Source organism: Streptomyces sp. NPDC060000 (assembly GCF_042737375.1).
Classification (GTDB): domain Bacteria; phylum Actinomycetota; class Actinomycetes; order Streptomycetales; family Streptomycetaceae; genus Streptomyces.
The window spans coordinates 117596-141882 of record NZ_JBHWUU010000009.1; the positions used below are offsets into that span (position 1 = coordinate 117596).

20 protein-coding genes and 1 pseudogene are annotated in these 24287 nt (G+C 73.1%); 5 read left to right on the top strand and 16 right to left on the bottom strand.

All coding sequences use genetic code 11. The features are described 5' to 3' along the window. Positions 1-112: 112 nt before the first annotated feature. Both ACFWBB_RS07830 and ACFWBB_RS07835 read right to left on the bottom strand, forming a co-directional pair. Positions 113-1408: a glucarate dehydratase family protein gene (locus tag ACFWBB_RS07830; protein ID WP_385268221.1), complete on the bottom strand. Its 1296-nt coding sequence runs from the start codon at positions 1406-1408 to the stop codon at positions 113-115. Positions 1409-1484: 76 nt separating this feature from the next. Further along, positions 1485-1577, bottom strand: a pseudogene (locus ACFWBB_RS07835) (5-dehydro-4-deoxyglucarate dehydratase); the annotation flags it as partial. A gap of 276 nt (positions 1578-1853) precedes the next feature. On the opposite strand from ACFWBB_RS07835, the gene ACFWBB_RS07840 reads away from it, so the two are divergent. Beyond that, positions 1854-2636: an IclR family transcriptional regulator gene (locus ACFWBB_RS07840; RefSeq protein ID WP_385268223.1), complete on the top strand. Its 783-nt coding sequence runs from the start codon at positions 1854-1856 to the stop codon at positions 2634-2636. A gap of 175 nt (positions 2637-2811) precedes the next feature. After that, positions 2812-4107 carry an MFS transporter gene (locus tag ACFWBB_RS07845; protein WP_385268225.1) on the top strand — a complete coding sequence of 432 codons (1296 nt, stop codon included), beginning with the start codon at positions 2812-2814 and terminating at the stop codon, positions 4105-4107. A 140-nt stretch (positions 4108-4247) separates the two neighbouring features. Here the strand turns inward: ACFWBB_RS07845 and ACFWBB_RS07850 are convergent, their stop codons facing one another. From ACFWBB_RS07850 to ACFWBB_RS07870, 5 genes are all read right to left on the bottom strand, one after another. Continuing rightward, positions 4248-5237 carry an adenosine deaminase gene (locus ACFWBB_RS07850; protein WP_385268227.1) on the bottom strand — a complete coding sequence of 330 codons (990 nt, stop codon included), beginning with the start codon at positions 5235-5237 and terminating at the stop codon, positions 4248-4250. A gap of 20 nt (positions 5238-5257) precedes the next feature. Further along, positions 5258-6163: a ribonuclease Z gene (locus ACFWBB_RS07855; protein ID WP_385268229.1), complete on the bottom strand. Its 906-nt coding sequence runs from the start codon at positions 6161-6163 to the stop codon at positions 5258-5260. Between the two features lie 6 nt (positions 6164-6169). Next, positions 6170-6523 carry an HIT domain-containing protein gene (locus tag ACFWBB_RS07860; RefSeq protein ID WP_385268231.1) on the bottom strand — a complete coding sequence of 118 codons (354 nt, stop codon included), beginning with the start codon at positions 6521-6523 and terminating at the stop codon, positions 6170-6172. A gap of 155 nt (positions 6524-6678) precedes the next feature. Then, positions 6679-9885 carry a S41 family peptidase gene (locus ACFWBB_RS07865; protein ID WP_385268233.1) on the bottom strand — a complete coding sequence of 1069 codons (3207 nt, stop codon included), beginning with the start codon at positions 9883-9885 and terminating at the stop codon, positions 6679-6681. Between the two features lie 45 nt (positions 9886-9930). Next, entirely contained in the window at positions 9931-10428 is a 498-nt protein-coding gene (locus ACFWBB_RS07870) for a hypothetical protein (RefSeq protein WP_385268235.1), read from the bottom strand. 79 nt (positions 10429-10507) lie between these two features. Here ACFWBB_RS07870 and ACFWBB_RS07875 point away from each other — a divergent pair, with 79 nt between their 5' ends. Next, positions 10508-10903, top strand: coding sequence for a hypothetical protein (locus ACFWBB_RS07875; RefSeq protein WP_385268237.1), 396 nt, complete (start codon positions 10508-10510; stop codon positions 10901-10903). Here ACFWBB_RS07875 and ACFWBB_RS07880 read toward each other — a convergent pair. The 5 genes from ACFWBB_RS07880 to hrcA all read right to left on the bottom strand — a co-directional run bounded on the left by ACFWBB_RS07880 (position 10845) and on the right by hrcA (position 15466). Next, positions 10845-11237 carry a VOC family protein gene (locus ACFWBB_RS07880; RefSeq protein ID WP_385268239.1) on the bottom strand — a complete coding sequence of 131 codons (393 nt, stop codon included), beginning with the start codon at positions 11235-11237 and terminating at the stop codon, positions 10845-10847. The two genes, ACFWBB_RS07875 and ACFWBB_RS07880, sit on opposite strands and share 59 nt — an antisense overlap. A gap of 31 nt (positions 11238-11268) precedes the next feature. Next, on the bottom strand, positions 11269-12015 hold the full coding sequence (locus ACFWBB_RS07885; protein WP_385268241.1) for a 16S rRNA (uracil(1498)-N(3))-methyltransferase: 747 nt from the start codon (positions 12013-12015) through the stop codon (positions 11269-11271). Beyond that, positions 12012-13100 (bottom strand): nitronate monooxygenase, encoded by a 1089-nt coding sequence (locus ACFWBB_RS07890; RefSeq protein ID WP_385268243.1) that lies wholly within the window; start codon positions 13098-13100, stop codon positions 12012-12014. Before ACFWBB_RS07890 ends, ACFWBB_RS07885 begins: the two co-directional genes overlap by 4 nt. A gap of 212 nt (positions 13101-13312) precedes the next feature. After that, the gene (gene dnaJ, locus ACFWBB_RS07895; RefSeq protein WP_385268245.1) at positions 13313-14449 is read right to left on the bottom strand and encodes a molecular chaperone DnaJ; all 1137 of its coding nucleotides are present in this window, start codon (positions 14447-14449) and stop codon (positions 13313-13315) included. Beyond that, positions 14450-15466, bottom strand: a complete 1017-nt coding sequence (gene hrcA / locus ACFWBB_RS07900) for a heat-inducible transcriptional repressor HrcA (RefSeq protein WP_385268247.1) — start codon at positions 15464-15466, stop codon at positions 14450-14452. A gap of 159 nt (positions 15467-15625) precedes the next feature. Here hrcA and ACFWBB_RS07905 point away from each other — a divergent pair, with 159 nt between their 5' ends. Both ACFWBB_RS07905 and ACFWBB_RS07910 read left to right on the top strand, forming a co-directional pair. Continuing rightward, positions 15626-16342, top strand: coding sequence for an MBL fold metallo-hydrolase (locus ACFWBB_RS07905; RefSeq protein ID WP_385268249.1), 717 nt, complete (start codon positions 15626-15628; stop codon positions 16340-16342). 31 nt (positions 16343-16373) lie between these two features. Then, the gene (locus ACFWBB_RS07910) at positions 16374-17177 is read left to right on the top strand and encodes a DUF3097 domain-containing protein (protein WP_385268251.1); all 804 of its coding nucleotides are present in this window, start codon (positions 16374-16376) and stop codon (positions 17175-17177) included. A gap of 28 nt (positions 17178-17205) precedes the next feature. On the opposite strand, the gene hemW is transcribed toward ACFWBB_RS07910, so the two are convergent. From hemW to ACFWBB_RS07930, 4 genes are all read right to left on the bottom strand, one after another. Continuing rightward, positions 17206-18438 carry a radical SAM family heme chaperone HemW gene (gene hemW, locus ACFWBB_RS07915; RefSeq protein WP_385268253.1) on the bottom strand — a complete coding sequence of 411 codons (1233 nt, stop codon included), beginning with the start codon at positions 18436-18438 and terminating at the stop codon, positions 17206-17208. 123 nt (positions 18439-18561) lie between these two features. Then, on the bottom strand, positions 18562-19677 hold the full coding sequence (locus tag ACFWBB_RS07920) for a Dyp-type peroxidase (protein ID WP_385268255.1): 1116 nt from the start codon (positions 19675-19677) through the stop codon (positions 18562-18564). 245 nt (positions 19678-19922) lie between these two features. Then, complete coding sequence (locus ACFWBB_RS07925) at positions 19923-21863, bottom strand: SpoIIE family protein phosphatase (RefSeq protein WP_385268257.1); 1941 nt, start codon at positions 21861-21863, stop codon at positions 19923-19925. 374 nt (positions 21864-22237) lie between these two features. Beyond that, entirely contained in the window at positions 22238-24112 is a 1875-nt protein-coding gene (locus ACFWBB_RS07930; RefSeq protein WP_385268259.1) for an AMP-dependent synthetase/ligase, read from the bottom strand. Positions 24113-24287: the final 175 nt, after the last annotated feature.

Consider the following 24287-nt stretch of genomic DNA (forward strand, 5'->3'; position numbering starts at 1 on the left):
CCTGACGTGGTGCCGATCTGGCCAGTGTGCACCACACCACCGACAACACGCCGTCCGTCACACGCGACGCGGGGACACTTCCCTCCCCGGCACGGGCCATGCCCTCACGGAGTCACCAGCGGGGAACGGCCGGGGTGACCCACCCGGGTTCGGCCACCCGCATGGCCGCCGCGTCGTCGCGTTCGCGCAGGGCTCCGTCGTCGTCGAGCCAGCGCCGGTGCAGCGACCCGAGCCTGTCCCGGTCGAGTTCGACGCCCAGGCCGGGCGCGTCCGACACGGTGACCCTGCCGTCGTCGAAGGTCAGGCGTTCCGTGAGCACGTCCTCCGACTGCCAGGGGTAGTGGGAGTCGCAGGCGTGGTGGAGGTCGGGGACGGTGGACGCCACGTGGGTCATGGCGGCCAGCGAGATACCCAGGTGGGTGTTGGAGTGCATGGAGATGCCGACGCCGAACGTCCGGCAGATCGCGGCGAGTTGCCGGGTGTTGCGCAGTCCGCCCCAGTAGTGGTGGTCGGAGAGGACGACCTGTACGGCGTCGCGTGTGAACGCCTCCTTGATCTCGGCGAACGTCGTCACGCACATGTTGGTGGCGAGCGGCACATCGGTCCTCGCGGCCACCTCGGCCATGGCCGGGGTGCCGAGGGCCGGGTCCTCCAGGTACTCGAGGATGCCGCCGATCTCGCCGGCGACCCTCAGCGAGGTCTCGACGGACCAGGCGCCGTTGGGGTCGAGCCGCAGCGGATGTCCGGGGAACGCCTCGGCCAGCGCCCGTACGGCCGCGATCTCCTCGTCCGGCGGGAAGACACCGCCCTTGAGCTTGAAGGAGGTGAAGCCGTAGCGCTCCTTGAAGCGCCGGGCCTGCTCGACGACTCCGGCCGGGTCGACGGCGGCGCCCCAGTCGTCCTTCTCCGCGGGGACGCCCTCGGGGTGGTCGGCCCACCGGTAGAAGAGATAGGCGCTGTATTCGACCGAGTCGCGCACCTTGCCGCCGAGCAGGGCGTGCACGGGCAGGCCGAGTGCCTTGCCCAGGGCGTCGAGGCAGGCGACCTCGAAGGCGGAGACGACGGACAGGCGCAGTTTGCCGGCGGTCTGGACGCCGCGCAGCCCGCCGACGTCCACCTGTCCGGAGATCCGGGAGCTGTCGACGGCCACCTCGTCGGCGAGGGTGAACAGGCCGTTCAGATCGCTCACCGGGCGGCCGTGGAGCTTCTCGGCGAACGGGCGGGCCAGTTCCAGGTACCTGGCGTCGCCGTACGTCTCGCCGACGCCGGTGATGCCGTCCGCCGTCTCCACCTCCACGATCAGCCGGGGGGTGTACGGCTGGTGCACGCCCTGGGTGTTGAGCAGGGGCGGGTCGGCGACCAGGATCGGGGTCAGGCGGACGTCGGCGATCGTGAGGTCGGGACTCACAGCGCGGCTCCTACGAGGTCGAGGCCGGTGGTCAGAAGGGTTCTGAGTTCTGCGAGGTCGGCGGGCGAGGGGTCGGTGCCTGGGCCCAGCCGTGGCCGACGGCGGCGATGACGGGCAGGCGGCCGGCCGCCTCCTCGACGGTGATCGTCACGACCTGCCGGTACTCCTCCGCAGGCGCCCAACCGTTTCCGTGTCGGGGCTCACCCTCGTTCCTCTCCCTAAGTGGAGGTCATCTACGTATGAAGATGGAGGTTAGATACGCGAACGTCAGCCGTCAACAGGGCATGCGCGCCCAGCACACGCCCGGCGAGCGGCTCGGACGGCCCGGGCGCACGGACGGGACGCACGGCCGGGGCGCACGGTCGGGACGCGCAGCCGGGGCGCACGGTCCGGGCATGCCGCCCTGGCCTGCGCTGCGCCACCCGTACCGCCTTACGATCGACTCATGTCGGAGACAGGGGGCGTCCGCGAGGTGAAGTCCGCGGCGCGCACGGTCGAGCTGCTGGAACTGCTGGCGGCCCGCGGCGACCGGCCGGCCCGGCTGCAGGAGCTGGCGGACGAGCTGGGCGTGCCGCGCAGCTCGATGTACGCGCTGCTCCAGACCCTGATCAGCCGGGGCTGGGTGCGCACGGACGTGACCGGCTCCCTCTACGGCATCGGCATCCACGCCCTGCTGACCGGCACGAGCTATCTCGACTCCGACCCGCGCGTCCGGCTGGTGCGGCCCTGTCTCGACGAGGCGTCCGAGGCGCTGGGCGAGACGATCCACCTGGGCCGGCTGGACGGCCTGGGCGTGACGTATCTGGCGACGCGCGAGTCCCACGAGTACCTGCGCACGATCAGCCGGGTCGGGCGGCGGCTCCCCGCGCACGTCGGCGCGCTCGGCAAGGCGCTGCTGGCACAGCGGCCGGACGAGGAGCTGCCCGAGGGGCCGTACGAGGCCTTCACCCCGCACTCCCGCACGAGCCGTCGGGCGCTGCTCGCCGACCTCGCCGAGGTACGGGCGCGCGGGTACTCCGTGGACCGCGAGGAGGGCGTCCTCGGCATCGTGGGGTTCGGGTTCGCGCTGCGTTACGACACTCCCGCGCAGGACGCGGTCAGCTGCTCGGTTCCGGTGGCCCGGCTGACGCCGGAGCACGAGGAGCGGATCGTCGCGGTGATGCGGGAGATCAGGGCGAAGATCGAGGCGACGGCCCCGGGCTTCGGGGGCGCCCCCGACTGGCGGTAGCGCCCGCGCCTACCCTCCCTCCCCCACCGCAAACGCATGGTGATCCACATCACCCACCCCGCGCTTCACCTCGCACTCCGTGCTTGATACAAATTGCCCGCGCGTTCCTGTCCGTCGACGGTCGGCGCCCCAACCCTTGCTCCGAGCCGCCTCTTTCGCACGCCCTGGAACGCCCGTGTTCGCCCCACGCACCACCATGCCCTGGCCCGTCGTCGCCCTTTTCACGGCCGGGTACCTCGCCCCCTACCTGCTGCCGACCGTGGTCGGCCGACTGGACGCCGGGCTGCCGCTGTCCGCCACCGAGGCGGGAGCCGTCGGCAGTGCGCTGCTGCTCGGTTCGGCCGCCGCCGGGTTCCTGCTCGCCTCCCGTGTGGAGCGGATCGGGGCGCGGACGCTCGCCCGGATCGGCCTCACCCTCGCCGTACTGGGGTACGGCGGTGCCGCCCTCGCCGGTGACGTGACCACCGTGATCGCGGGCGCGGTCCTCGGCGGTCTCGGCTCCGGCACGGTCACGACGGTCGCCGCCACCCGGATCGCCGCCGAGCCCGACCCGCACCGTGTCTCCACGGCGGGCCTGCTCGGGGTCTCCGCGCTCGCGGGCGTCGTCTATCTGACGGTGCCGCACCTGGGCGCGGGGCACGGACAGCCGCTGGCCGCGATCGCCCTCACCGCGCTCGCGGTATGGCCGCTGACGGGCCGTCTGCCCGGCCGCACGGCACCCGCCCCCACCCGCCGCGAGGACCGCCCGCGGCTGCCCCGGCTCCGAGCCGGACTCGTCCTGGCCGCCGCCATGCCCTGCTGGTCCCTGGTCCAGAACTCGCTCTGGGGCGTCAGCGGCCGCATCGGCCTGACCCAGGCGCACCTCGGCGAGGCCACCGTCGGCGTCGTCTTCGCGGTGGCGCTGGGAGCCGGGCTCACGGGTGTGCTGGGCGCCGGGATGCTCGGGGCGCGGCTCGGGCGGGCGGTGCCCATCGGCGCGGGGACGGTTCTGATCGCCGGCTGCGTCGTCGCCAGCGCCTCCGCGACCGGGCCGGTCAGCTTCGCGGTCGGCGAGATCGCCTGGAACACGCTCTACCCGATCGTGCTGTCGTACCTGATCGGACTGGCCGCCTCGCTCGACCCGCGCGGCCGCTGGGCGGTACTCGTCGGGTCGGCGTCCTCGCTGGGCACGGCGGCGGGGCCGCTGACCGGGAGCGTGCTGTCGGCGTGGGCCGGGTTCCCGGCGATGGGGCTGGTCCTGGGGGCCGGGCTGCTGGTCGTCGCCGTACCGATGACCGCCGTCGCCGTGCGCGCGGGCGGAGGTTCGCCGGTCGCGGGCACGGTCCGGCGGCGCGGCGGCGTCCCGGAGCCCCAGGTGGTGGAGATCCCGGTGGTGGAAATTCGGGTGGACGGCTCGGCGGTACCCCTCCGGGACGCCTACGGCACGGCCGGCCCCCGGCCCGCGGGCGCCGCACCGGGGGCCGGCGACTGAGCCACAGGCCCCCTGGAGCGCGGAGCCGTCAGAACGTGCCGCTACCGGTAAGCGCATCTGCCAGTCAGTGCATCTGCTGGCAGATGCGGCTGCCAGTAGATGCGGCTGTCAGTAGGTGCGGCTGTCAGTAGGTGCGGCTGTCAGAACGTGTAGTTGTCGACCTCCGCGAGATACCGCGCCCGCCGCTCCTCGTCGTCCTCCAGGAACGAGGCGACGAAGGAGTTGCGGGCCAGTTCGCGCAGCCGCTCCTCGCCCAGGCCCAGAGCGGCGCCCACCGCGTCGAAGTTGTCGCCGGCGTACCCGCCGAAGTAGGCGGGGTCGTCGGAGTTGACGGTGCACAGCAGCCCGGCGTCGAGCATGGCGGGCAGCGGGTGGTCGGCGAGGACGTCGACGGTCCGCAGCCGGACGTTGGACAGCGGGCACAGCGTCAGCGGGATCCGCTCCCGCACCAGCCGCGCGACGAGCGCCGGGTCCTCCATGCACCTGAGGCCATGGTCGACGCGCTCCACGCCCAGCACGTCCAGGGCCTCGGTGATGTACTCCGGCGGACCCTCCTCACCGGCGTGCGCGACGCGCCGCAGCCCGAGGGCGGCCGCCGCCTCGTACACCTCGCGGAACTTCACCGGCGGATGGCCGACCTCGGCGGAGTCCAGGCCGACCCCGGTGATCCGGTCGAGGTGGGGCCGCGCCGCCTCCAGGGTCTCCAGCGCCGACTCGGCGGACTCGTCGCGCAGGAAGCAGAGGATCAGACGGGTCGAGATGCCGTGGTCGGCCTCGCTGCTGCCCAGCGCGCGCCACAGCCCCTCCACGACCGTGCCCATCTCCACCCCGCGGGCGAGGTGGGCCTGCGGGTCGAAGAAGATCTCCGCGTGCCGCACGCCCTGCGCGGCGGCCCGGGCGAGATAGGCGTTCGCGAGGTCCTCGAAGTCCCGCTCGGTGCGCAGCACGGCCATGAGCTCGTAGTACAGGTTCAGGAAGGACTGGAGATCCTCGAACTGGTACGCCTTGCGGAGCTCCTCCGTGTCGGCGTACGGCAGCGCGACCCCGTTGCGGGCGGCCAGCTCGAAAGCCAGCTCGGGCTCCAGGGTTCCTTCGATGTGCAGGTGCAGTTCAGCTTTGGGGAGGGGCATCAAAGCATCGTACGGCCGCTTTACCGCCGTTTCGGAACCGGCACCCGCAGGAGGTCGTACGCCACGGTCAGCTCGCCCTCGAACCCGGCCGCTCGCGCCTGCCGCTCGAACTCCTCCGCGTCCGGGTAGCGCTGGCTGAAGTGGGTGAGGACGAGATGTCGCACCCCCGCGTCCCGAGCCGCCCGCGCTGCCTGGCCGGCCGTCAGATGCCCGTGGTCGACGGCGAGTCGCTCGTCCTCGTCGAGGAACGTCGACTCGATGACGAGCAGGTCGGCGCCGTCGGCGAGCGCGTGCACCCCGTCGCACAGCCGGGTGTCCATGACGAACGCGAACCGCTGTCCGCGCCGCACCTCGCTGACGTCGTCCAGCGACACCCCGCCGATCGAACCCTCCCGCTGGATCCGGCCGACGTCCGGCCCCTTGATGCCGTGCTCGGCCAGCCGCTCGGACAGCATGCGACGGCCGTCGGGCTCGACGATCCGGTAGCCGTAGGACTCGACGGGGTGCGACAGCCCGGCGGTTTCGAGCCGGTAGGACGAGGTGGTGGCGAGGACTCCGTCCGCGTCGACCGGCGCCTCGGTGATGCCTACCGTCTCGCGGTAGGCGGTGGAGTGGCGCAGCCGGTCGAAGAAGCGCTGTCCGGAGCGCGGGAAGTGCGCGGTTACCGGATGCGGGACCTGGTCCAGGTTGATGCGCTGGATGACGCCGGCCAGCCCGAGGGAGTGGTCGCCGTGGAAGTGCGTGACGCAGATCCGGTTGAGGTCGTGCGCGGCGACCCCGGCGCGCAGCATCTGGCGCTGGGTGCCCTCGCCCGGGTCGAAGAGGATGCCCTCGCCGTCCCAGCGCAGGAGGTAGCCGTTGTGGTTACGGTGCCGGGTCGGGACCTGGCTGGCGGTGCCGAGCACCACCAGTTCGCGTACGGACACGGCGGTCTATCCGGGGGGCCAGTGCAGACCGCGGCCGCCGACGACATGGGCGTGGGCGTGCCAGACGGTCTGGCCCGCGCCGGTCCCGGTGTTGAAGACGACGCGGTAGCTCTCCAGCTTGTCCAGGTCGGCGACCGCCTGCGTCTCGCGCAGCACGTCGGCGGCGAGCTCCGGCGCGCCGGCCGCGAGGGCGGCGGCGTCCCGGTAGTGCGCCTTCGGGATCACCAGGACGTGGGTGGGCGCCTGGGGGTTGATGTCCCGGAACGCGATGGTCGTCTCGGTCTCCCGCACGATCGTCGCCGGGATGGTCCCCGCGACGATCTTGCAGAACAGACAGTCGTCCTGCGCTTCCCCTGCCATGCGAGTTCCTCCTCGGACGGTTGATCAGTACGGGGGCATGGTAGCGGGGGTGGCCTGCTCCAGCCGGTCCGGCGCTTGAGGACGAGGCCGTTCAGGCCGAAGCGGGGGTCTGGGGGCGGCAGCCTCCGGAGACGGTCGCACCGACGCCGGGTGAGCTATGACCCCGGCAGCAGCGGAGGCGTCTTCGCCGGCGTCTCGCGCAGAGCGGCCAGCGCCAGCGACACCGCCTCGTCCAGCTGGACGTCCCGTCCGGCCGCGTAGTCCTGGGGCCGGGTGACCACCTCGACGTCGGGATCGACGCCGTGGTTCTCCACGCCCCACCCGTACCCCTCCAGCCAGAACGCGTACTTGGGCTGCGTGACGAGCGTCCCGTCGACCAACCGGTACCTGCTGTCGATCCCGATCGTCCCGCCCCACGTACGCGTGCCCACCACCGGCCCGATCCCGAGCGCCTTGATCGCCGCGTTGACGATGTCCCCGTCGGACCCGGAGAACTCGTTGGCGACGGCGACGACGGGCCCCCGGGGCGCGTCCTCCGGATAGCTGGACGCCCGCATCCCGCGCGGCAGGTCCCAGCCGACGATGCGCCGGGCGAGCTTCTCGACGACCAGTTGGGAGGTGTGGCCGCCCCGGTTCTCCCGCACGTCCACGACCAGCCCCTCCCGCGTGACCTCCACCCGCAGGTCACGGTGGATCTGGGCCCACCCGGGCGCCTGCATGTCGGGCACGTGCAGATACCCCAGCCGGCCGCCGGAGGCCTCGTGCACATAGGCCCGCCGGTCCGACACCCACGCGTGGTAGCGCAGCGTCTCCTCGTCCGCGACGGGGACGACGACGGCGTGCCTCGGCTCGCCCCCGCCGGACGGCGAGATCGTCAGCTCGACGATCCTGCCCGCGGTGCCTGCGAGCAGCGGTCCGGGCCCGGTGACCGGGTCCACCTGCTGCCCGCCGACGGCGACGATCGCGTCACCGGCCCGCACCGCGACGCCGGGTGCGGCCAGCGGGGAGCGCGCGTCGGGGTCGGAGGTCTCCGAGGGCAGGATCCGGTCGATGCGCCAGCTGCCGTCGGGGTGACGGGAGATGTCCGCGCCCAGCAGGCCCTGCCGGGCGCGGCCGCCGTGGCCGCCGCGCGGTGTGACGTAGGCGTGCGAGGTACCGAGTTCGCCGTGCACCTCCCACAGCAGGTCGACGAGGTCGTCGTGGGTCGCGACCCGCTCCAGCACGGGCCGGTAGCGGTCGAGGACGCCGTCCCAGTCGACTCCGCCCAGATCGGGCCGCCAGAAGTTGTCCCGCATGATCCGGCCGGTCTCGTCGTACATCTGCCGCCACTCGGCGGTTGGGTCGACGCTGCGGCGGACCCGGCCGAGGTCGACGGTGATGTTGCTGTCGCTGTCCTCGTCGCCCGAGGCGCGCCGGTCGCTCGGGACGACCTTGAGCTTGCCGTCGGTCCACAGCAGCAGCCGCTTGCCGTCGCCGCTGACCTCGTAGCCGTCGGCGTCGGCGGCGAGGTGTTCGATGCGCTGCTGGGCGAGGTCGTAGCGCTCGAGTTCGGTGTGCGGGTCGGGGTCGTCCGGGGTGGCGCGGGAGGCGCCGAGGACACCGCGCACGGGGTGCCGCAGCCACAGGACGCCGTCCTTCGCCGCGGCGAGGCCGGAGTAGCGGCCGGCCTCCACCGGGAAGGGGACTATCCGGTCGGCGAGGCCTTCGAGGTCGATACGGGTGGTCGGGATGCCCTCGCTGTCGGGCGTCTCGTCCTTGTCGGGGGCCTCGAAGGGCCTGCCGTGCCGCTGCGGGCCGAAGGGGGACGGGGTGGTCGCCGCGAGGGTGATGAGGTGCGGGCGGGCGCCGGCCACGAAGGAGAGATCGAAGACGTGCTCGTCGTAGACCGGGTCGAAGGCGCGCGCGGAGAGGAACGCGAGGTGCCTGCCGTCGAGGGTGAAGGCGGGCGCGTAGTCCCGGAAGCGCAGCGGGGTCGCCTCGGTGACCGACAGGTCGGTGACGTTGGCGAGCTTGAGCTGGCTGAGCGGGCGCGGCCCGGGGTGCGACCAGGCCAGCCATGCCGAGTCGGGTGAGAAGACCAGGTCGGACACCTCGCCGTCGGGGCTGCTGTCGACCTCGCGGACCTCACCGGACTCCCGCTCGACGAGCAGCAGCCGCCCGTCGTGCGCGGCGACGGCGGCCCGGCTGCCGTCGGGCGCCATGGCGAGCTCCAGGACCCGGCCGAGCCGTCCGGCGGCGAGCCGGCGCGGGGAGGCGCCGGGGGCCGGCCCGGTGGCCGGGGCGAACTCCAGCGCGTCCTCCCCCTCGGCGTCCGTCACCCACACGACCCATTCCTCGCCCTCCGTGCGGAAGGTGCGCGGCAGCCGGGCCCGGACGCCGGGTTCGGCGGCGAGCGCGCGGGCCGGTCCGCTGCGGTGGGTCACCCAGTGCACGGCTCCGCGTACCTCCACGGCGCTGCCGCGCGCGGTGTGGTCGGGTGCGGCGGCGCCCAGCCACCGGGCGGCACTCACCGGGTAGGGGCGGCGGTCGGCGCGCTGCCCGCCGAGGCGGCTGTCGAGCCGACGCGGTTCGGCGCCGTCGAGGTCGTCGAGCAGCCACAGCTCGCCCGCGGACATGTACACGACCCGGGTGCCGTCACCGGCGGCGTGCCGGGCGTAGAAGCCTTCGAGGGGGGTGTGCCGCCGTAGGTCGGACCCGTCGGCGAGGGAGGAGTACAGGGCCCCCGTGCCCTCGTGGTCGGACAGGAACGCCAAGCGCTCCCCTGCCCACACCGGGTACTCGATGTTGCCGTCCAGCTCCTCGTGCAGCCGGACGAACTCCCCGTCGCCCTCCCGGTCGATCCACAACCTGCCCGCCGTACCGCCCCGGTAGCGCTTCCAGTGGGCGGCCTCGCGGCCCATCGACGCGGACAGCAGCACGGTGTGCGGGCCGTGGGCGACCGTGCCGACCGGCCCGTACGGCAGGGTCGTCGCCGGGCCGCCGTCGACGGGGACGGCGCGGGCCCAGCTGCGTCGCAGGGTCGCCTGGTCGTGGGTGCTGACGGCGAGGACCTGACCGTCCGGGGTCCAGCCCCGCACCCGGGTCTGCCGGCTCCCCCAGTACGTCAGCCGGGTCGACGGGCCGCCGTCGACGGGGGCGATGTGCACCTCGGGGGCGCCGTCGCGGGCGGAGGTCCAGGCGACCATGGTGCCGTCGGGTGAGATACGCGGCAGGGTCACCGGCCTGTTGTCGGCGCTGACGCGCCAGGCGCGCCCGCCGTCGAGGGGGGCCAGCCACACGTCGTCCTCGGCGGTGAAGGCCACCAAGTCGCCGTGCAGGTGGGGGAATCGGAGGTATGCGGCAGGCGTCGCGGACTGGGTCACCGGATCACTGTATGCAAGGGCGGGACCGCAGGTCAGGGCTTTCGATCACTTCCCTCCGCCGCCTCCGTTCCCGCCTCCGCCCATCGTCTCGGTGACGGTGACGGTCACGGTGACCGTCGGGCGGGCGCCCGGGCGGGCGGAACCGGACGGGCTGACCGGCGAGGGCGTCGCGGACTTGCAGTCACCGAGCCCGCTCACCCGGAACAACTGCTTCTTGCCGACGACAGCGGTGAGATCCCCCCGTACACAGGCCCCGTCGACCGCCCGTGCGACCTGCCCCTTGACCGTGATGTCCCGCCCGTCGGCGGTCTTTCCCCGGCAGTCCACGGAGGCGACGGTCCCCGCCTTCCGCTGGTCCTTGTACTGGGCCGTGCAGGTCAGCCAGCGCACGTCCACGTCCCGCCGCTGGATCTCGGCCGTCGCGGCCTCGTCGGTGGTGTACGCCACGGACATGGTGCTCAACCCGCCCGGCTCGCACGCCACGACGCCGATCGCCGCCCCGGCCACCACCGGGAGAAGCCAAATACGCCTCAATGCCCCCATGGACGGCAGCGTGCCACTCGGGCAGGCGGTGCGGTAGCCCGTATGCGGTCACATTCCGCGCGGGTTCTACCGTGGAGGCATGAACGACAAACGGCGCCGGAGGACCCTCGTCGTGGACGAGTCGACCACCTATGTGTGGACGGTCCGCCACCGGCACGGGGACGGACGGCCGTGCCAGGAGGTCCTCACCCTGCACCGGGACGGCGTGCGCACCCACATCGTCTTCCAGGCCGGTGAAGGGCGTTACGTGGGCAGCGTCGCCTACGGGCACAGCGGCGGGGTGGGCGACCGCCACCATCACCTCAACCTGAACAGACCCGGTGTGGTGCGCGCCCTGGTCGACGAGGCCGTCAATCGGGAACTGCTGCCACTGGAAGGGGAGTTGAACGGCTGGGAGTTGTTCACCACCGTCGCGCTCAGCCAATCAGCAGGAGCCACTCCTGAAGTTCCACCAGATTGCCCTCAGGGTCCTTGAGGTGGGCGACGCGCATCCGGTCGGTCATCGGGGCGGGGCCGTGGATCAGGGTGGCGCCGCGGGCGGTGATCCGCGCACAGGTGGCGTCCAGGTCGTCGACGCGCAGGGCCACCAGGGACCGGTGACCGTTCGCCGCACCGCCCAGTTCGCCGAGCACCCGCGCCATCATCGCCCGGTCCTGGATGGCGATCCCCGTCGAGCCGGTAGCGGGAGAGAACTTCTCGTACGGTCCGTGCTCCGCCCCCGACTGCGGCTTGAGCCCGAGGACGTCGGCGTAGAAGTGGTAGCAGGCGGCGAAGTCGGTGACCAGCAGCCTTACTTGGGCGAATTCCACGGTTTTCTCCCGATGGGCGGACCGATGGGGGTCAGGACCAGCGACCGGTCCTGCCCATGATCAGGGACGCGGCCGCCGTACCGGCTGTCGAGGTGCGCAGGACGCTCCGCCCGAGCCGGTACGCCTTCGCGCCCGCCTCCTCGAAGAGCGCCAACTCGTCGGGCGAGACGCCCCCTTCGGGTCCCACCACGAGCACGATCTCACCCCCGGTGGGGAGTTCGGCGGTGGCGAGGGGCGCACTGCCGTAGTCGCGGTCCTCGTGCAGGACGGCGGCGAAGTCGGCCCGGGCGAGCAGCGCCGCCACCTGCCGGGACGTCGACGCCTCGGCGACCTCGGGGAAACGGACCCGGCGGGACTGCTTGCCGGCCTCGCGGGCGGTGGCCCGCCACTTGGCGAGCGCCTTCGCGCCGCGCTCGCCCTTCCACTGGGTGATGCAGCGCGAGGCCGCCCACGGCACGATCGCGTCGACGCCGGTCTCGGTCATCGTCTCGACGGCCAGCTCACCCCGGTCGCCCTTCGGCAGGGCCTGGACGACGGTGATCCGGGGCGACTCGGCGGGCTCCTCGATCACCTCTCCCAGGCTCACCACCAGCCGGTCCCTGCCCTCCGCGGCGGCGACCTCGCCCCGCGCCCAGCGTCCGGCGCCGTCGGTGAGGACGACCTCCTCGCCGGTCCGCAGCCGCTTCACGGAGACGGCGTGCCGGCCCTCGGGGCCGTCCAGCACCATCGTGGAGCGGGAGGCCGGGAATTCGTCGACGACGAAGACGGGCGCGGTCATGAGAGACCGCCGTCACCGGCCGGGTACTCCGACAACGCTGTCCGGGCCGCGGCGATTTCGGACACCAGGACCTCCACCAGTTGCCCGGCGGGCAGCTCGCGGGCCAGCCGGTGGCCCTGTCCCGCCCAGAGCGCCATGCCCTGCGCGTCGCCCGCCCGCGCGGCCGCCTTGCGCAGCGGCGCGGTGAGGTGGTGGACCTCCGGGTAGGCGGCGGGCGCGTACGGGCCGTGCTCGCGCAGGAAGCGGTTGACCAGGCCGCGGGCCGGTCGGCCGGAGAAGGCGCGGGTCAGTTCGGTGCGCACGAAGAGGGGGTTGGTCAGCGCCTGCTTGTGCAGGGCGTGCGCGCCGGACTCGGGCGTGACGAGGAACGCGGTGCCCAGCTGGGCCGCGCTCGCGCCTGCCGCGAGGACCGCGGCGATCTGGCTGCCGCGCATGAGCCCGCCCGCGGCGACGACCGGCAGGTTCACGGATCCGCGGACCTGGGCGATCAGCGCGAGCAGTCCGATGCCGGAGCCGTCGGTCTCGGGGTTGTCCCGGTGGGTGCCCTGGTGCCCGCCGGCCTCCACGCCCTGCACGATCACCGCGTCCGCGCCGGCCCGCTCCACCGCCAGGGCCTCCTCGGTGGTGGTCGCCGTGACCAGGGTGAACGTTCCCGCGCGCCGCAGGGACGCCAGCGTTTCGCCGCTCGGGACGCCGAAGTGGAACGACACCACGGGCACCGGGTTGTCCAGCAGCACCGAGAGCTTCGCGTCGTAGCCGTCGTCGCGGCCGCTGTCCGGGTCGCCGAGCTCGGTCTCGTACCAGGCGGCCTCACCGGCCAGCTGGTGGGCGTAGACCTCGACGGCGCCCCTCTCCGCGTTCTCCGGCTGCGGCATGAAGAGGTTCACGCCGAAGGGACGGGTCGTGAGGCTCCGCAGTTGCTTGATCTCCTGGTACAGGCCGTCCGCCGTCTTGTACCCGGCGGCCAGGAATCCGAGCCCACCGGCCTCGCACACGGCGGCCGTCAGCCGCGGGAGGGAGACACCGCCCGCCATGGGGGCCTGCACGATCGGATGAGGGAAGAGATCGGTCAGTGCGGAGGACATGACGGCATGTTGTCACGTCCTCCGAACAAGTCCGAATCGGCCCTTCCCATTGGCACGTGCCAGCTCTTCAGCCCGTCCGGGGGTCCCCTCTCAGGGGGAACTCGAGGACGAGGCCGCCGGTTCAGCGCCGAAGCGGGGGTCTGGGGGCGCAGCCCCCAGGGGCGGGAGGGGAAGGGGCGGCGGGGGCGGAAACAGCCCCCGCGCAGCCACCGTCACCGCCCGTTGAACGCGTCCTTCAGCCGGGAGAACAGCCCCTGCTGCCCGGGCTGGAACTGCCCGATGGGCCGCTCCTCACCCCGCAGTTTGGCCAGCTCCCGCAGCACCCGCTCCTGCTCGGGGTCGAGCTTGCTCGGCGTCTGGACCTCGACATGCACGATGAGGTCACCACGCCCCCCGCCGCGCAGATGCGTGACGCCCCGGCCGTGCAGGGGGATCGACTGGCCGGACTGGGTGCCGGGCCGGATGTCGACCTCTTCCATCCCGTCCAGCGTCTCCAGCGGCACCTTGGTGCCGAGCGCCGCCGCGGTCATCGGCAGCGTCACCGTGCAGTGCAGATCGTCACCGCGCCGCTGGAACATCGCGTGCGGCAACTCGTGGATCTCGACGTACAGGTCACCGGCGGGGCCGCCGCCGGGGCCGACCTCACCCTCGCCCGCGAGCTGGATCCTGGTGCCGTTGTCGACACCGGCCGGGATCTTCACGGTCAGCGTGCGGCGCGACCGCACCCGTCCGTCGCCCGCGCACTCCGGGCACGGGGTCGGCACCACGGTGCCGAAGCCCTGGCACTGCGGGCACGGGCGCGAGGTCATGACCTGGCCCAGGAAGGACCGTGTCACCTGCGACACCTCACCGCGGCCGCGGCACATGTCGCACGTCTGGGCCGTGGTTCCGGGGGCGGCGCCCTCGCCGCTGCACGTGGTGCAGACGATCGCCGTGTCGACCTGGAGGTCCTTGGTGGTGCCGAAGGCCGCCTCCTCGAGGTCGATCTCCAGCCGGATCATCGCGTCCTGGCCGCGCCGGGTGCGCGAGCGCGGACCGCGCTGCGACGCCGTCCCGAAGAACGCGTCCATGATGTCCGAGAAGTTCCCGAAGCCACCGGCGCCGAAGCCGCCCGCGCCACCGCCCCCCGACTGCGACAGCGGGTCGCCGCCGAGGTCGTAGACCTGCTTCTTCTGCGGATCCGACAACACCTCGTAAGCGGCGTTGATCTCCTTGAACCGCTCCTGGGTCTTCGGATCCGGATTGACGTCCGGGTGCAGCTCGCGTGCGAGCCGCCGGAAGGCCTTCTTGATCTCTTCCTGCGACGCGTCGCGGCGCACGCCGAGGACGGCGTAGTAGTCCGTGGCCACTTACGACTCCGCCAGGATCTGTCCGACGTACCGTGCCACTGCGCGTACCGCTCCCATCGTTCCCGGGTAATCCATGCGGGTCGGTCCGACCACGCCGAGCTTGGCGACTGCCTCGCCGCCCGAACCGTAGCCGACCGACACCACGGAAGTGGAGTTGAGTCCCTCATAGGCGTTCTCGTGACCGATGCGTACGGTCATGCCCGAATCCCCCGCCTCGCCAAGGAGCTTGAGGAGCACGACCTGCTCCTCCAGTGCCTCCAGAACGGGCCGGATGGTGAGGGGAAAGTCATGTCCGAAGCGGGTCAGATTGGCGGTACCGCCGATCATCAGCCGCTCCTCGTTCTCCTCGACGAGCGTCTCCAGCAGAGTGGAGAGCACCGTCGTGACCGTGCCTCGGTCCTCGGCCTCGAAGGCGTCCGGCAGATCTTCCACCAGATGCGGCACGTCCGCGAACCGGCGGCCCGCGACCCGGCTGTTGAGCCGCGCGCGTAGATCCGCCAGCGAGGTCTCCCCGAAGGGTGCCTGGCAGTCCACCATCCGCTGCTCGACCCGCCCGGTGTCCGTGATCAGCACGAGCATCAGGCGCGCGGGCGCGAGCGAGAGAAGCTCCACGTGCCGCACGGTCGAACGGGTCAGGGACGGGTACTGCACGACGGCGACCTGCCGGGTGAGCTGCGCGAGCAGCCGTACGGTCCGGGCCACCACGTCGTCGAGGTCGACGGCGCCGTCGAGGAAGTTCTGGATGGCCCGCCGCTCGGGACCGGTCATCGGCTTGACGCCGGCCAGCTTGTCGACGAACAGCCGGTAGCCCTTGTCCGTGGGGATCCGCCCGGCACTGGTGTGCGGCTGGGCGATGTACCCCTCGTCCTCCAGGGCGGCCATGTCGTTGCGGACCGTCGCCGGGGAGACACCGAGGCTGTGCCGCTCGGTGAGCGCCTTCGACCCCACGGGTTCCTCGGTGCCGACGTAGTCCTGGACGATGGCGCGCAGCACCTGGAGCCTGCGTTCACTCAGCATCGCGCGCACACCTCCAGCAGTCGTCCCCAGTCCCCTGGGTGCCTCGCCTGGCACTCTTCACATCCGAGTGCCAGCGTTCCCCGGCCCAGTGTACGGCTGTGGGGTACACCCGGGGCAAGGTAGGCCCCTGGCGCAACGTCGTAGGGCTAGCGTCGCGGTATGACGGTGACTTGGGAAGAGCTCGGATGGGAGCGGGTCGCGGCCGGAGTGGGGCGGGTCCGGCTGCCGGGCTGGGACTGCACGGCGGGGCTGGTCGTCGGGGCGGGTGCGGTCCTCATGATCGACGCGGGATCGAGCCTGGCGGAGGGGGTGCGGCTGCGGGCCCACGCCGAGGAACTCGCCGGTGGCCGTGTGACCCATCTCGCGCTCACCCACCCGCATTTCGACCATGCGTTCGGTGCGGCGGCCTTCGCCGGCGCGGAGGTCTTCGGGGCGGTGGGCGTGGACACCGTGCCGGCCGAGGAGCTGCGGGCGGACGCGGTGCGCAACGGTCTCGACGAGGCGGCGGCGACGGAGGCCGCGGACACGCTCGTCCGGCCCCGGCACCTCGTCTCCGGCGAGTGGACCCTCGACCTGGGCGACGGCCGACAGGTCCTGCTGGCGAACGTCGGGCCCGGTCACACCGCCCACGACCTGGTGGTCCTCGTCCCCGGCAGTCCCGGGGCGGTGTTCTGCGGCGACCTCGTCGAGGAGTCCGGCGAGCCGCAGGCAGGACCGGACGCCGTACCGTCCCACTGGCCCGCCGCCCTCGACCGTCTCCTCGATCTCGGCGGCGAGGACGCGCTGTACGTACCCGGTCACGGGGCGGTGGTGGACGCCGCCTTCGTACGGGCGCAACGGGACGCCCTGAGCGCCCGTTTCGGCGTGTCGCCCTGACCGGCCCCGGACTTCTCCTATCGTCATCCGAATGCGCCAGTACCACACCGACCTGACCCCTTCCTGGAAGAAGCCGAAGCCGGTCCCCGAGGTCCCGGCCGAGCCCGGCCTGGTGGTGGAGGAGCCCGGCACCGGGTTCTGCGGGGCGGTGATCCGCTGCGAGGCGGGCACGGTGACCCTGGAGGACCGCTTCGGCAAGCACCGGGTGTTCCCGCTCGAGCCGCGCGGCTTCCTGCTGGAGGGCAGGGTCGTGACCCTCGTACGGCCTCCCTCCGGCGGTCCCGTACGTCCCAGCCGTACCGCCTCCGGTTCGGTCGCCGTCCCCGGCGCACGCGCGCGTGTCGCCCGCGCCGGCCGTATCTACGTCGAGGGCCGGCACGACGCCGAGCTGGTCGAGAAGGTGTGGGGCGACGACCTGCGCGTGGAGGGCGTGGTCGTGGAGTACCTGGAGGGCGTGGACGACCTGCCGTCGATCGTCGCCGAGTTCGCGCCGGGCCCGGACGCCAGGCTGGGCGTCCTGGTGGACCACCTCGTCCCCGGCACGAAGGAGTGGCGCATCGCGCGGTCGGTCACGAGCGAGCACGCCCTGGTCGTCGGCCACCCGTACATCGACATCTGGGAGGCCGTGAAACCGTCGGCAGTCGGGATCGAGGCCTGGCCGCGGGTACCGCACGGCCAGGACTGGAAGACGGGCGTGTGCCGGGCACTGGGCTGGCCGGAGAACACCGGGGCGGTCTGGCAGGCGATCCTGAAGCGGGTGGGGTCCTACCGGGACCTCGAGCCGGAGCTGCTGGGGCGGGTCGAGGAACTGATCGACTTCGTGACCGTGTCCTGAGTCCCCGGCCGTCCGCCGGTTCCGGGGCTCAGTCCACCAGGTCCCGCACCACCGCGTCCGCCAGCAGCCGCCCGCGCAGGGTGAGCACGGCGCGCCCCTCCTCGTAGGGACCGCTGTCGAGCAGCCCGTCCGCCAGGGCCCGCCGCGATGCCGCGAGCCCCTGCGGCCGCAGCAGGTCCAGGGGTACGCCCTCCCGCAGCCGCAGCTCCAGCAGGATCCGCTCCACCCGCCGGTCCTCGTCCGGCAGAAGCTCGCGTCCGGCCCCCGGCGACCGGCCCGCCGCGAGCGCCGCCGCGTAGGCCCCCGGGTGTTTGACGTTCCACCAGCGCACGCCGCCCACGTGGGAGTGCGCGCCCGGGCCCGCGCCCCACCAGTCGGCGCCGCGCCAGTACAGCTCGTTGTGCAGGCAGCGGGCCGCCTCCGAGGTGGCCCAGTTCGACACCTCGTACCACTCGTAGCCCGCCGCGGAGAGGGTCTCCTCGGCGATCAGATAGCGGTCGGCGTGGACGTCGTCGTCGGTCATCGGGACCTCGCCCCGGCGGATCCGGCGGGCGAGCTGCGTGCCCTCCTCGACGATCAGCGCGTACGCCGAGACATGGTCGGGGCGGGCTCCCAGGGCGGCGTCCAGCGAGGCCCGCCAGTCGTCGTCCGACTCCCCCGGAGTGCCGTAGATCAGGTCCAGGTTGACGTGGTCGAAGCCCGCCGCCCGGGCCTCGGCCACGCACCGCTCGGGCCGGCCGGGGGTGTGCGTGCGGTCGAGGACCTTCAGCACATGCTGCCGGGCGCTCTGCATGCCGAAGGAGATCCGGTTGAAGCCGCCCTGGCGCAGGGTGGCCAGATAGGCGGGGTCGACGGACTCCGGGTTGGCCTCCGTCGTCACCTCCGCGTCCGCCGCGAGACCGAACTCTTCGCGGATCGCGCCCAGCATCCGTACCAGGTCGGAGGCGGCCAGCAGGGTCGGCGTGCCGCCGCCGACGAAGACCGTGTGGACCTCGCGCGGGTCGTCGCCGAGGACCTTGCGGGCCAGCCGGACCTCGTCGATCAGGGTGTCGGCGTAGTTCTCGCGGGAGGCGAGCACACCGCCGGAGCCGCGCAGCTCGGTCGCGGTGTAGGTGTTGAAGTCGCAGTAGCCGCAGCGGGTCGCACAGTACGGGACGTGCAGATAGAACCCGAGGGGGCGGTCGGCGGCGCCGGCCAGCGCGTGCGTGGGGAGTGCGCCGTCGTCGGGGACCGGCTCACCGTCGGGAAGTGCGGAAGGCATACCGCCCATTGTCCCGCACGCCCGCACCACACCCGCCGCCCCCGCCCCGACCCCGGCGCGGGGACCGGCACCGGCACCGGCACTGGCACTGGCACTGGCACCGTACGGGCACCGGGCCGACCTTCAGCCCAGCAGCTCCGCTCCGAGCGGGTGTCCCGGGCGGGCCCCCGGCAGGATGTAGGCCACCGCCGAGCCCCGGGCCTCGGCGAAGCCGCTCAGCTCGTCCTGGGCGGCCATCCGGCGCTGCACCCGGGCGAACAGCGCGGGGTCCCGCATGAACGCCAGGAACAGCAGGCCCTGGTCGGTGGGGCCGTCGGCGTAGGAGTAGCCGCGGCGCAGCATCCGGGCCCCCGCGTCGAGGCGGGGGTCGACGGTCCGGACATGGGCTCGCGCCGGGGTGACGTACGCGCCCTGCGGGGTCCTGGCGGAGAGGTCGGCCCCGGCCTCCTCGGGGCCGCCGTCCAGCGGGCCGCCGGTCTCGCGCCGACGGCCGACGATCTCCTCCTGCCGGTGCTCGGCGAGCCGCGCGAAGTCCTCGATGCGCAGCCGGATCCGGCGTACGACGAGAAAGGTGGCGTTGCCCGACCACACCCAGCGTTCGCACTCCTCGGGGGTGGGGTTGGCGGGCCCGTCCTTGAAGCCGAGCAGATTGCGCGGCGTGCCGCCGCCGGGGGACGGGGGCAGGAAACCGTCCTGCCGCCAGCGTGGGCGCAGGGTGTCCCCGGCCAGCTGGGTCAGGGTCTCGGCGGTCGCCTCGGTGGTCTCCGCGCTGTCGGCGCAGAGCTGTACGAGCAGATCGCCGCCGCAGCGGGCGGGGTCGAGACGGTCACCCGTGAACGGCGGCAGATCGCGCAGGGCGGCCGGGGCACGCAGACCGAGGCGCGCCGGCAGCGCCGGGCCGACACCGAGGGTGGCGGTGAGACGGGCGGCGCGCGAGCCGGCCGACCCCAGCGTCTGCGTGAGGGCGTTCGTCCACGTGCCGAGCACCGCCTTCAGCTCACGCGCGCCCGCCGCGCCCCGCAGGGCGGGATCGAGGTCGTACGCGAGGAGCAGCACGGTGGACTGGCGCGGGGTCGTCACCCCGGCCTGACGCAGCCCGTGGAAGCCGGGCCCGCGGGCGTCCTCGGGCGGCTCGGTGTCACGGCCACAGGCGGTCACGGTCAGCCCGAACCCCGCGCCGACGATCAGAACGCGTCGACGGGTGGGCGGGTCGGATGCGGCATTCGTCGCCTTCAGCACAAACCGGACGATACATCCGTGACTCCGGCCACCCCGTCTCCCCCGCCCACCCGCCGCCCACGGCCCTCACCTGCCCGCCGACGGAGGCCGGCCCGGACCGAGGAGCCTGGGTGGAGGCCCGACTGGGCCTGGGTGGAGAACCGACTGGGCCTGGGTGGAGGCCCGACGGGGCCTGCGCGGCTGGGCATGGGGGATGGGTGGATGGGTCCTGGGGATGGGTCCGGGTGGATGGGCCGGGGCGGTGTCTATTCCGCCTGCAGTACCAGCAGCGCCAGGTCGTCCTCGGGCGGCTGTTCGCCGAACTCGTGCACCAGTCGCCGGATCCGCTCCGCGAGCCGCTCCGCGTCCAGTCCGACGCAGCCCGCAAGCGCGGCGGCGAGGCCGTCCTCGTCGTCGAACTGCCGGGAGCCCGACCGCCGTTCCGTGACGCCGTCGGTGACGCACAACAGGCTGTCGCCGGGCCGCAGCTCCAGGCTGTCGCAGGTGTACATGACGTCCTCGATGACCCCGAGGAGGGTCTGCGGACGCCCGGCCGTGGCGACCGAGCCGTCCGGCCCGAGCAGCAGCGGCAGCGGGTGCCCGGCGGAGGCGAGCGTGCAGCGGACGCCTCCCTCGAAGGGGGCCAGTTCGCCGTAGAGGAGGGAGAGGAAGCGGGTCTGCGGGCCGTCTCCCGGCCCGGCGGGGCCGACGAAGGCGCGGGCGGCGGCGTCGGCGACCTCGGTCGCGTCGTCGAGGAGCAGCTGGTTGAGCCGGTCCAGGACGTCGGCGACGCCGTACCCCTCGCGGGCCAGCAGCCGCAGCCAGGGGCGGGCCAGACCGATCACGACGGCCGCCTCCGGGCCCTTGCCCTGCACATCGCCCACCGCGAAGCACCAGCGGCCGTCCCCCGCCGGGAACAGGTCGTAGAAGTCGCCGCTCGGCCCGCCCTGCTCGCGGGGCTCGTAGACGAGGGCGCTGCGCACCCCGGGGATCTCGGCGACCGCGCCGGGCAGCAGCCCCCGTTGCAGAACGGCGCTGATGGTGGCCTGGCGGGCGTACTGACGTGCCGCGCCGATCGCCAGCGCCACCCGGCGGCCGAGATCCTCGACGAGCCCGGTGACCTCGTCGGGGAAGGCCGGCAGTCCGGTCTGCCCGATGACCAGGGTGCCCAGCGGCCGGCCGCCCGCGATCAGCCGGTACGCGAGGGCCGCGCCGTGCGGGCCAAGCACCGCGCCGGGCCAGGGAAAGGGCTCGGGCCCGGAGCGCGGACCGCCGTCGGGCGGACACGGCGGATCCTTCTCCAGGGCCCGGCGCAGCTCCTCGACCCGGCTCTCGCAGCCGTGCCAGACCCGGGCCAGCCGCGGCCCGGGCCCGCCGGCCCACTCACCGCGCCCGCTCACCTCGTCCTCCAGCCACACCGCGCACCAGTCGGCGAGCCGCGGCACGAGCAGCTGGCCGGTCAGCGCGGCCACCAGATCCTCGTCGAGCTGCCCGGCGAGCAGGTCGGACGCCTCCGCGAGGAACGAGAGGGCACCGCGGTTGAGCCAGTCCCGGTCCTGGCCCCCGACCGGCCGGGGCTCGGGGGCCAGGGCTTCGAGCAGACCCGGCGCGGCAGCGGGAGCAGGGCCGAGGGCGTGGTCGGGGGACCCGTCGAGCAGGCGGCCGGGGTGAAAGGTGAGGACGGGTTCGTCGGGCTCGGCGGTCGTCGGCAGCAGCCGGGCCCAGACCGTCTTCGCCCCCCTGCGGTACGTCACCCCCCAGGCGTCGGCGAGCGCGGCGACCAGGCGCAGACCGCGGCCGTACTCCGGCGTCCCGTACGACGGTTCGAGGGCGCCGTCACGAGGGGCGCGGGAGGGGTGGTGGTCGCAGACCTCGACGACGACCGCGCGGCTGCCGCCGGGGTGCTCGGGGTCCTCCTCCAGCCGGCATTCCAGCCCGACGTCGGTGCCGGCGTGCACGACGGCGTTGGTGACGAGCTCGCTGACGACGAGTGCCGCGTCCTGTGTGAGGCGCTCGCCGGGTTCCTCGGCACCGAGCAGGCCGAGGCCGGCCCACTCCGTCAGCGCGGCGCGCACCAGCCCGCGGGCGGCGCCGGGCGCGAGGGGACTTCCGGTCAGGGTCGCGCGGGTGGACGGGAGCGCACTCGGGGGCGCGGGCGCGCCGTGGGCACGGGAGGCGGTCTCCCGTTGCGTCGGAATGGCCCCCATGCGCAGCTCCCCGGACAGTTCGGATGTCCACAGGGTGACAGACCGGTCCCGGCCATGAGCGGTGGGTTACCGAAGTGGGCCGTCCTTGCCGAGAACCGTGCTACGCATGTGCACGCGCGTGTTCGATGACGCACGCTTGAGGGGCGGAATCCGAGCATTCGGGCTCCGCCCCCGCCCCGCGCGACACCCGCGGCGCCGCGCTCCCCCTCGCGCCGTCGCGCCACGGCAAGCGCCCTCGCACCATGCGTCGCGCGCCCGCCTCGCAGGCGGCCCGGGCGGCCGCGTCGCAGGCGGCCGCGTGCCGGGGCGGGCTACCGCCCCCGCATCGCACCTCGCGCCGCCCCGCCCCGCGGTACGCCGCGTTACGCCCGGCGCTACGCCTCGCGCGACCCCGCGTACATCTCGTCGATCAGGTGCTTGTACTCCCGCTCGACGACGGGCCGCTTCAGCTTCAGGCTCGGCGTGATCTCGCCGTGCTCCACGTCCAGGTCCCGGGGCAGCAGCCGGAACTTCTTGACGGTCTGCCAGCGCTGGAGGCCCTCGTTGAGCTGCTTGACGTAGCCGTCGATGAGCTCCACGGTGACGGGCGCGGCGACGACCTCCGCGTACGACTTCCCGGCCAGTCCGTTGTCCTTCGCCCAGTCGAGGAGCGAGACCTCGTCGAGGGCGATGAGCGCCGTGCAGAAGTTCCGGTCGGCGCCGTGCACGAGGATGTTGGAGACATACGGGCACACCGCCTTGAACTGTCCCTCGACCTCGGCGGGCGCGATGTACTTGCCGCCGGACGTCTTGATGAGGTCCTTCTTGCGGTCGGTGATGCGCAGGTAACCGTCGGGCGACAGTTCGCCGATGTCGCCGGTGTGGAACCAGCCGTCGGCCTCCAGGACCTCGGCGGTCTTCTCGGGGAGCCCGTGGTAGCCCTCCATGATGCCGGGGCCGCGCAGCAGGATCTCGCCGTCGTCGGCGATGCGCACCTCGGTGCCGGGCAGCGGCTTGCCGACCGTGCCGGTGCGATAGGCCTCGCCGGGGTTGATGAAGGAGGCCGCGGAGGACTCCGTCAGGCCGTAGCCCTCGAGGATGTGGATGCCGGCGCCGGCGAAGAAGTAGCCGATCTCCGGCGCGAGGGCGGCCGACCCGGAGACACACGCGCGCAGGTTGCCGCCGAAGGCCTCGCGGATCTTGGCGAAGACGAGCGCGTCGGCGACCTTGTGCTTGGCGCCGAGCGCGAACGGGACGGCGACGGTGCCGGTGCGCCGGAAGTTGTCCTGCGCGGCCTTGGCGTACTCACGGGAGACCTCGGCGGCCCACTGGAAGATCTTGTACTTGGCCCCGCCGCCCGCGCGGGCCTTGGCGGCGACCCCGTTGTAGACCTTCTCGAAGATGCGCGGCACGGCGGCCATGTACGTCGGCTGGACGATCGGCAGGTTCTCGATGATCTTGTCGACCCGGCCGTCGACGGCGGTGACGTGTCCCACCTCGATCTGGCCGGAGGTGAGGACCTTGCCGAAGACGTGCGCGAGCGGCAGCCACAGGTACTGCACGTCGTCGGGGCCGACCAGGCCGGTCGCGGCGATCGCCTTCGCCATGTACGACCAGTTGTCGTGCGGCAGGCGGACGCCCTTGGGCCGGCCCGTGGTGCCGGAGGTGTAGATGAGGGTGGCGAGCTGGTCCTTCGTGATCGCGCCGACCCGCTCCTTGATCAGCGCGGCTTCCTTCTCCAGCCGGGCGGCGCCGCGCCTCTCCAGCTCGTCGAGGGTGAGGATCCAGTCGGCGGTCTCGACACCGGCCGGGTCGATCACGACCACATGGGTGAGGGCGGGCAGCTCGGCGCGCTTCTCGACCGCCTTGGCGAGCTGGGCCGCGTCCTCGGCGATCAGCACCCTGCTCTCGGAGTCCGAGAGGATGAACGCCGACTCCTCGGCGTTCGTCTGCGGGTAGACCGTGGTCGTGGCGGCCCCGGCGCACATGATGCCGAGGTCGGCGAGGATCCACTCGAGCCGGGTCGAGGCGGCGAGCGCCACGCGCTGCTCGGCCTGTACGCCCAGCTCGATGAGGCCGGCCGCGATCGCGTAGACCCGCTCGGCGGCCTGCGCCCAGCTCAGCGACTTCCAGTCGTCGGGGCCCGCGCCGGAAGCGGAGGGCACCGGGTACCGGTACGCCTCCGCGTCGGGCGTGGCCGTCACGCGCTCCAGGAAGAGGCCCGCGACGGACGGCGGACGGTTCTCGATCAGTGTCTGTGTGTCGCTCACGACATCCTCCGGGACCCGCGACGGTGCGGCTGGCTCGTTGCGGCGTCGTTCGACGCGCGACTGTTGTTGACGGCAGCTCTTGTTTAACTCACGAGTAACTACCGAGCAGGGATCAGAGTAAAGGGCGACTGGCCAGCGCGTAAGGGGCTCCGGGCGGTCACTTTCTCCTGAGTAC

Coding starts and splice junctions, on each gene's coding strand:
- hemW (WP_385268253.1), bottom strand. CDS start 18,438: ATGCCTTCCGCACTTCCCGACGGTGAGCCGGTCCCCGACGACGGCGCA.
- ACFWBB_RS07910 (WP_385268251.1), top strand. CDS start 16,374: ATGCGCCAGTACCACACCGACCTGACCCCTTCCTGGAAGAAGCCGAAG.
- ACFWBB_RS07870 (WP_385268235.1), bottom strand. CDS start 10,428: ATGGGGGCATTGAGGCGTATTTGGCTTCTCCCGGTGGTGGCCGGGGCG.
- ACFWBB_RS07850 (WP_385268227.1), bottom strand. CDS start 5,237: ATGCCCCTCCCCAAAGCTGAACTGCACCTGCACATCGAAGGAACCCTG.
- ACFWBB_RS07925 (WP_385268257.1), bottom strand. CDS start 21,863: ATGGGGGCCATTCCGACGCAACGGGAGACCGCCTCCCGTGCCCACGGC.
- ACFWBB_RS07890 (WP_385268243.1), bottom strand. CDS start 13,100: ATGTCCTCCGCACTGACCGATCTCTTCCCTCATCCGATCGTGCAGGCC.
- ACFWBB_RS07860 (WP_385268231.1), bottom strand. CDS start 6,523: ATGGCAGGGGAAGCGCAGGACGACTGTCTGTTCTGCAAGATCGTCGCG.
- ACFWBB_RS07875 (WP_385268237.1), top strand. CDS start 10,508: ATGAACGACAAACGGCGCCGGAGGACCCTCGTCGTGGACGAGTCGACC.
- ACFWBB_RS07885 (WP_385268241.1), bottom strand. CDS start 12,015: ATGACCGCGCCCGTCTTCGTCGTCGACGAATTCCCGGCCTCCCGCTCC.
- ACFWBB_RS07905 (WP_385268249.1), top strand. CDS start 15,626: ATGACGGTGACTTGGGAAGAGCTCGGATGGGAGCGGGTCGCGGCCGGA.
- hrcA (WP_385268247.1), bottom strand. CDS start 15,466: ATGCTGAGTGAACGCAGGCTCCAGGTGCTGCGCGCCATCGTCCAGGAC.
- ACFWBB_RS07840 (WP_385268223.1), top strand. CDS start 1,854: ATGTCGGAGACAGGGGGCGTCCGCGAGGTGAAGTCCGCGGCGCGCACG.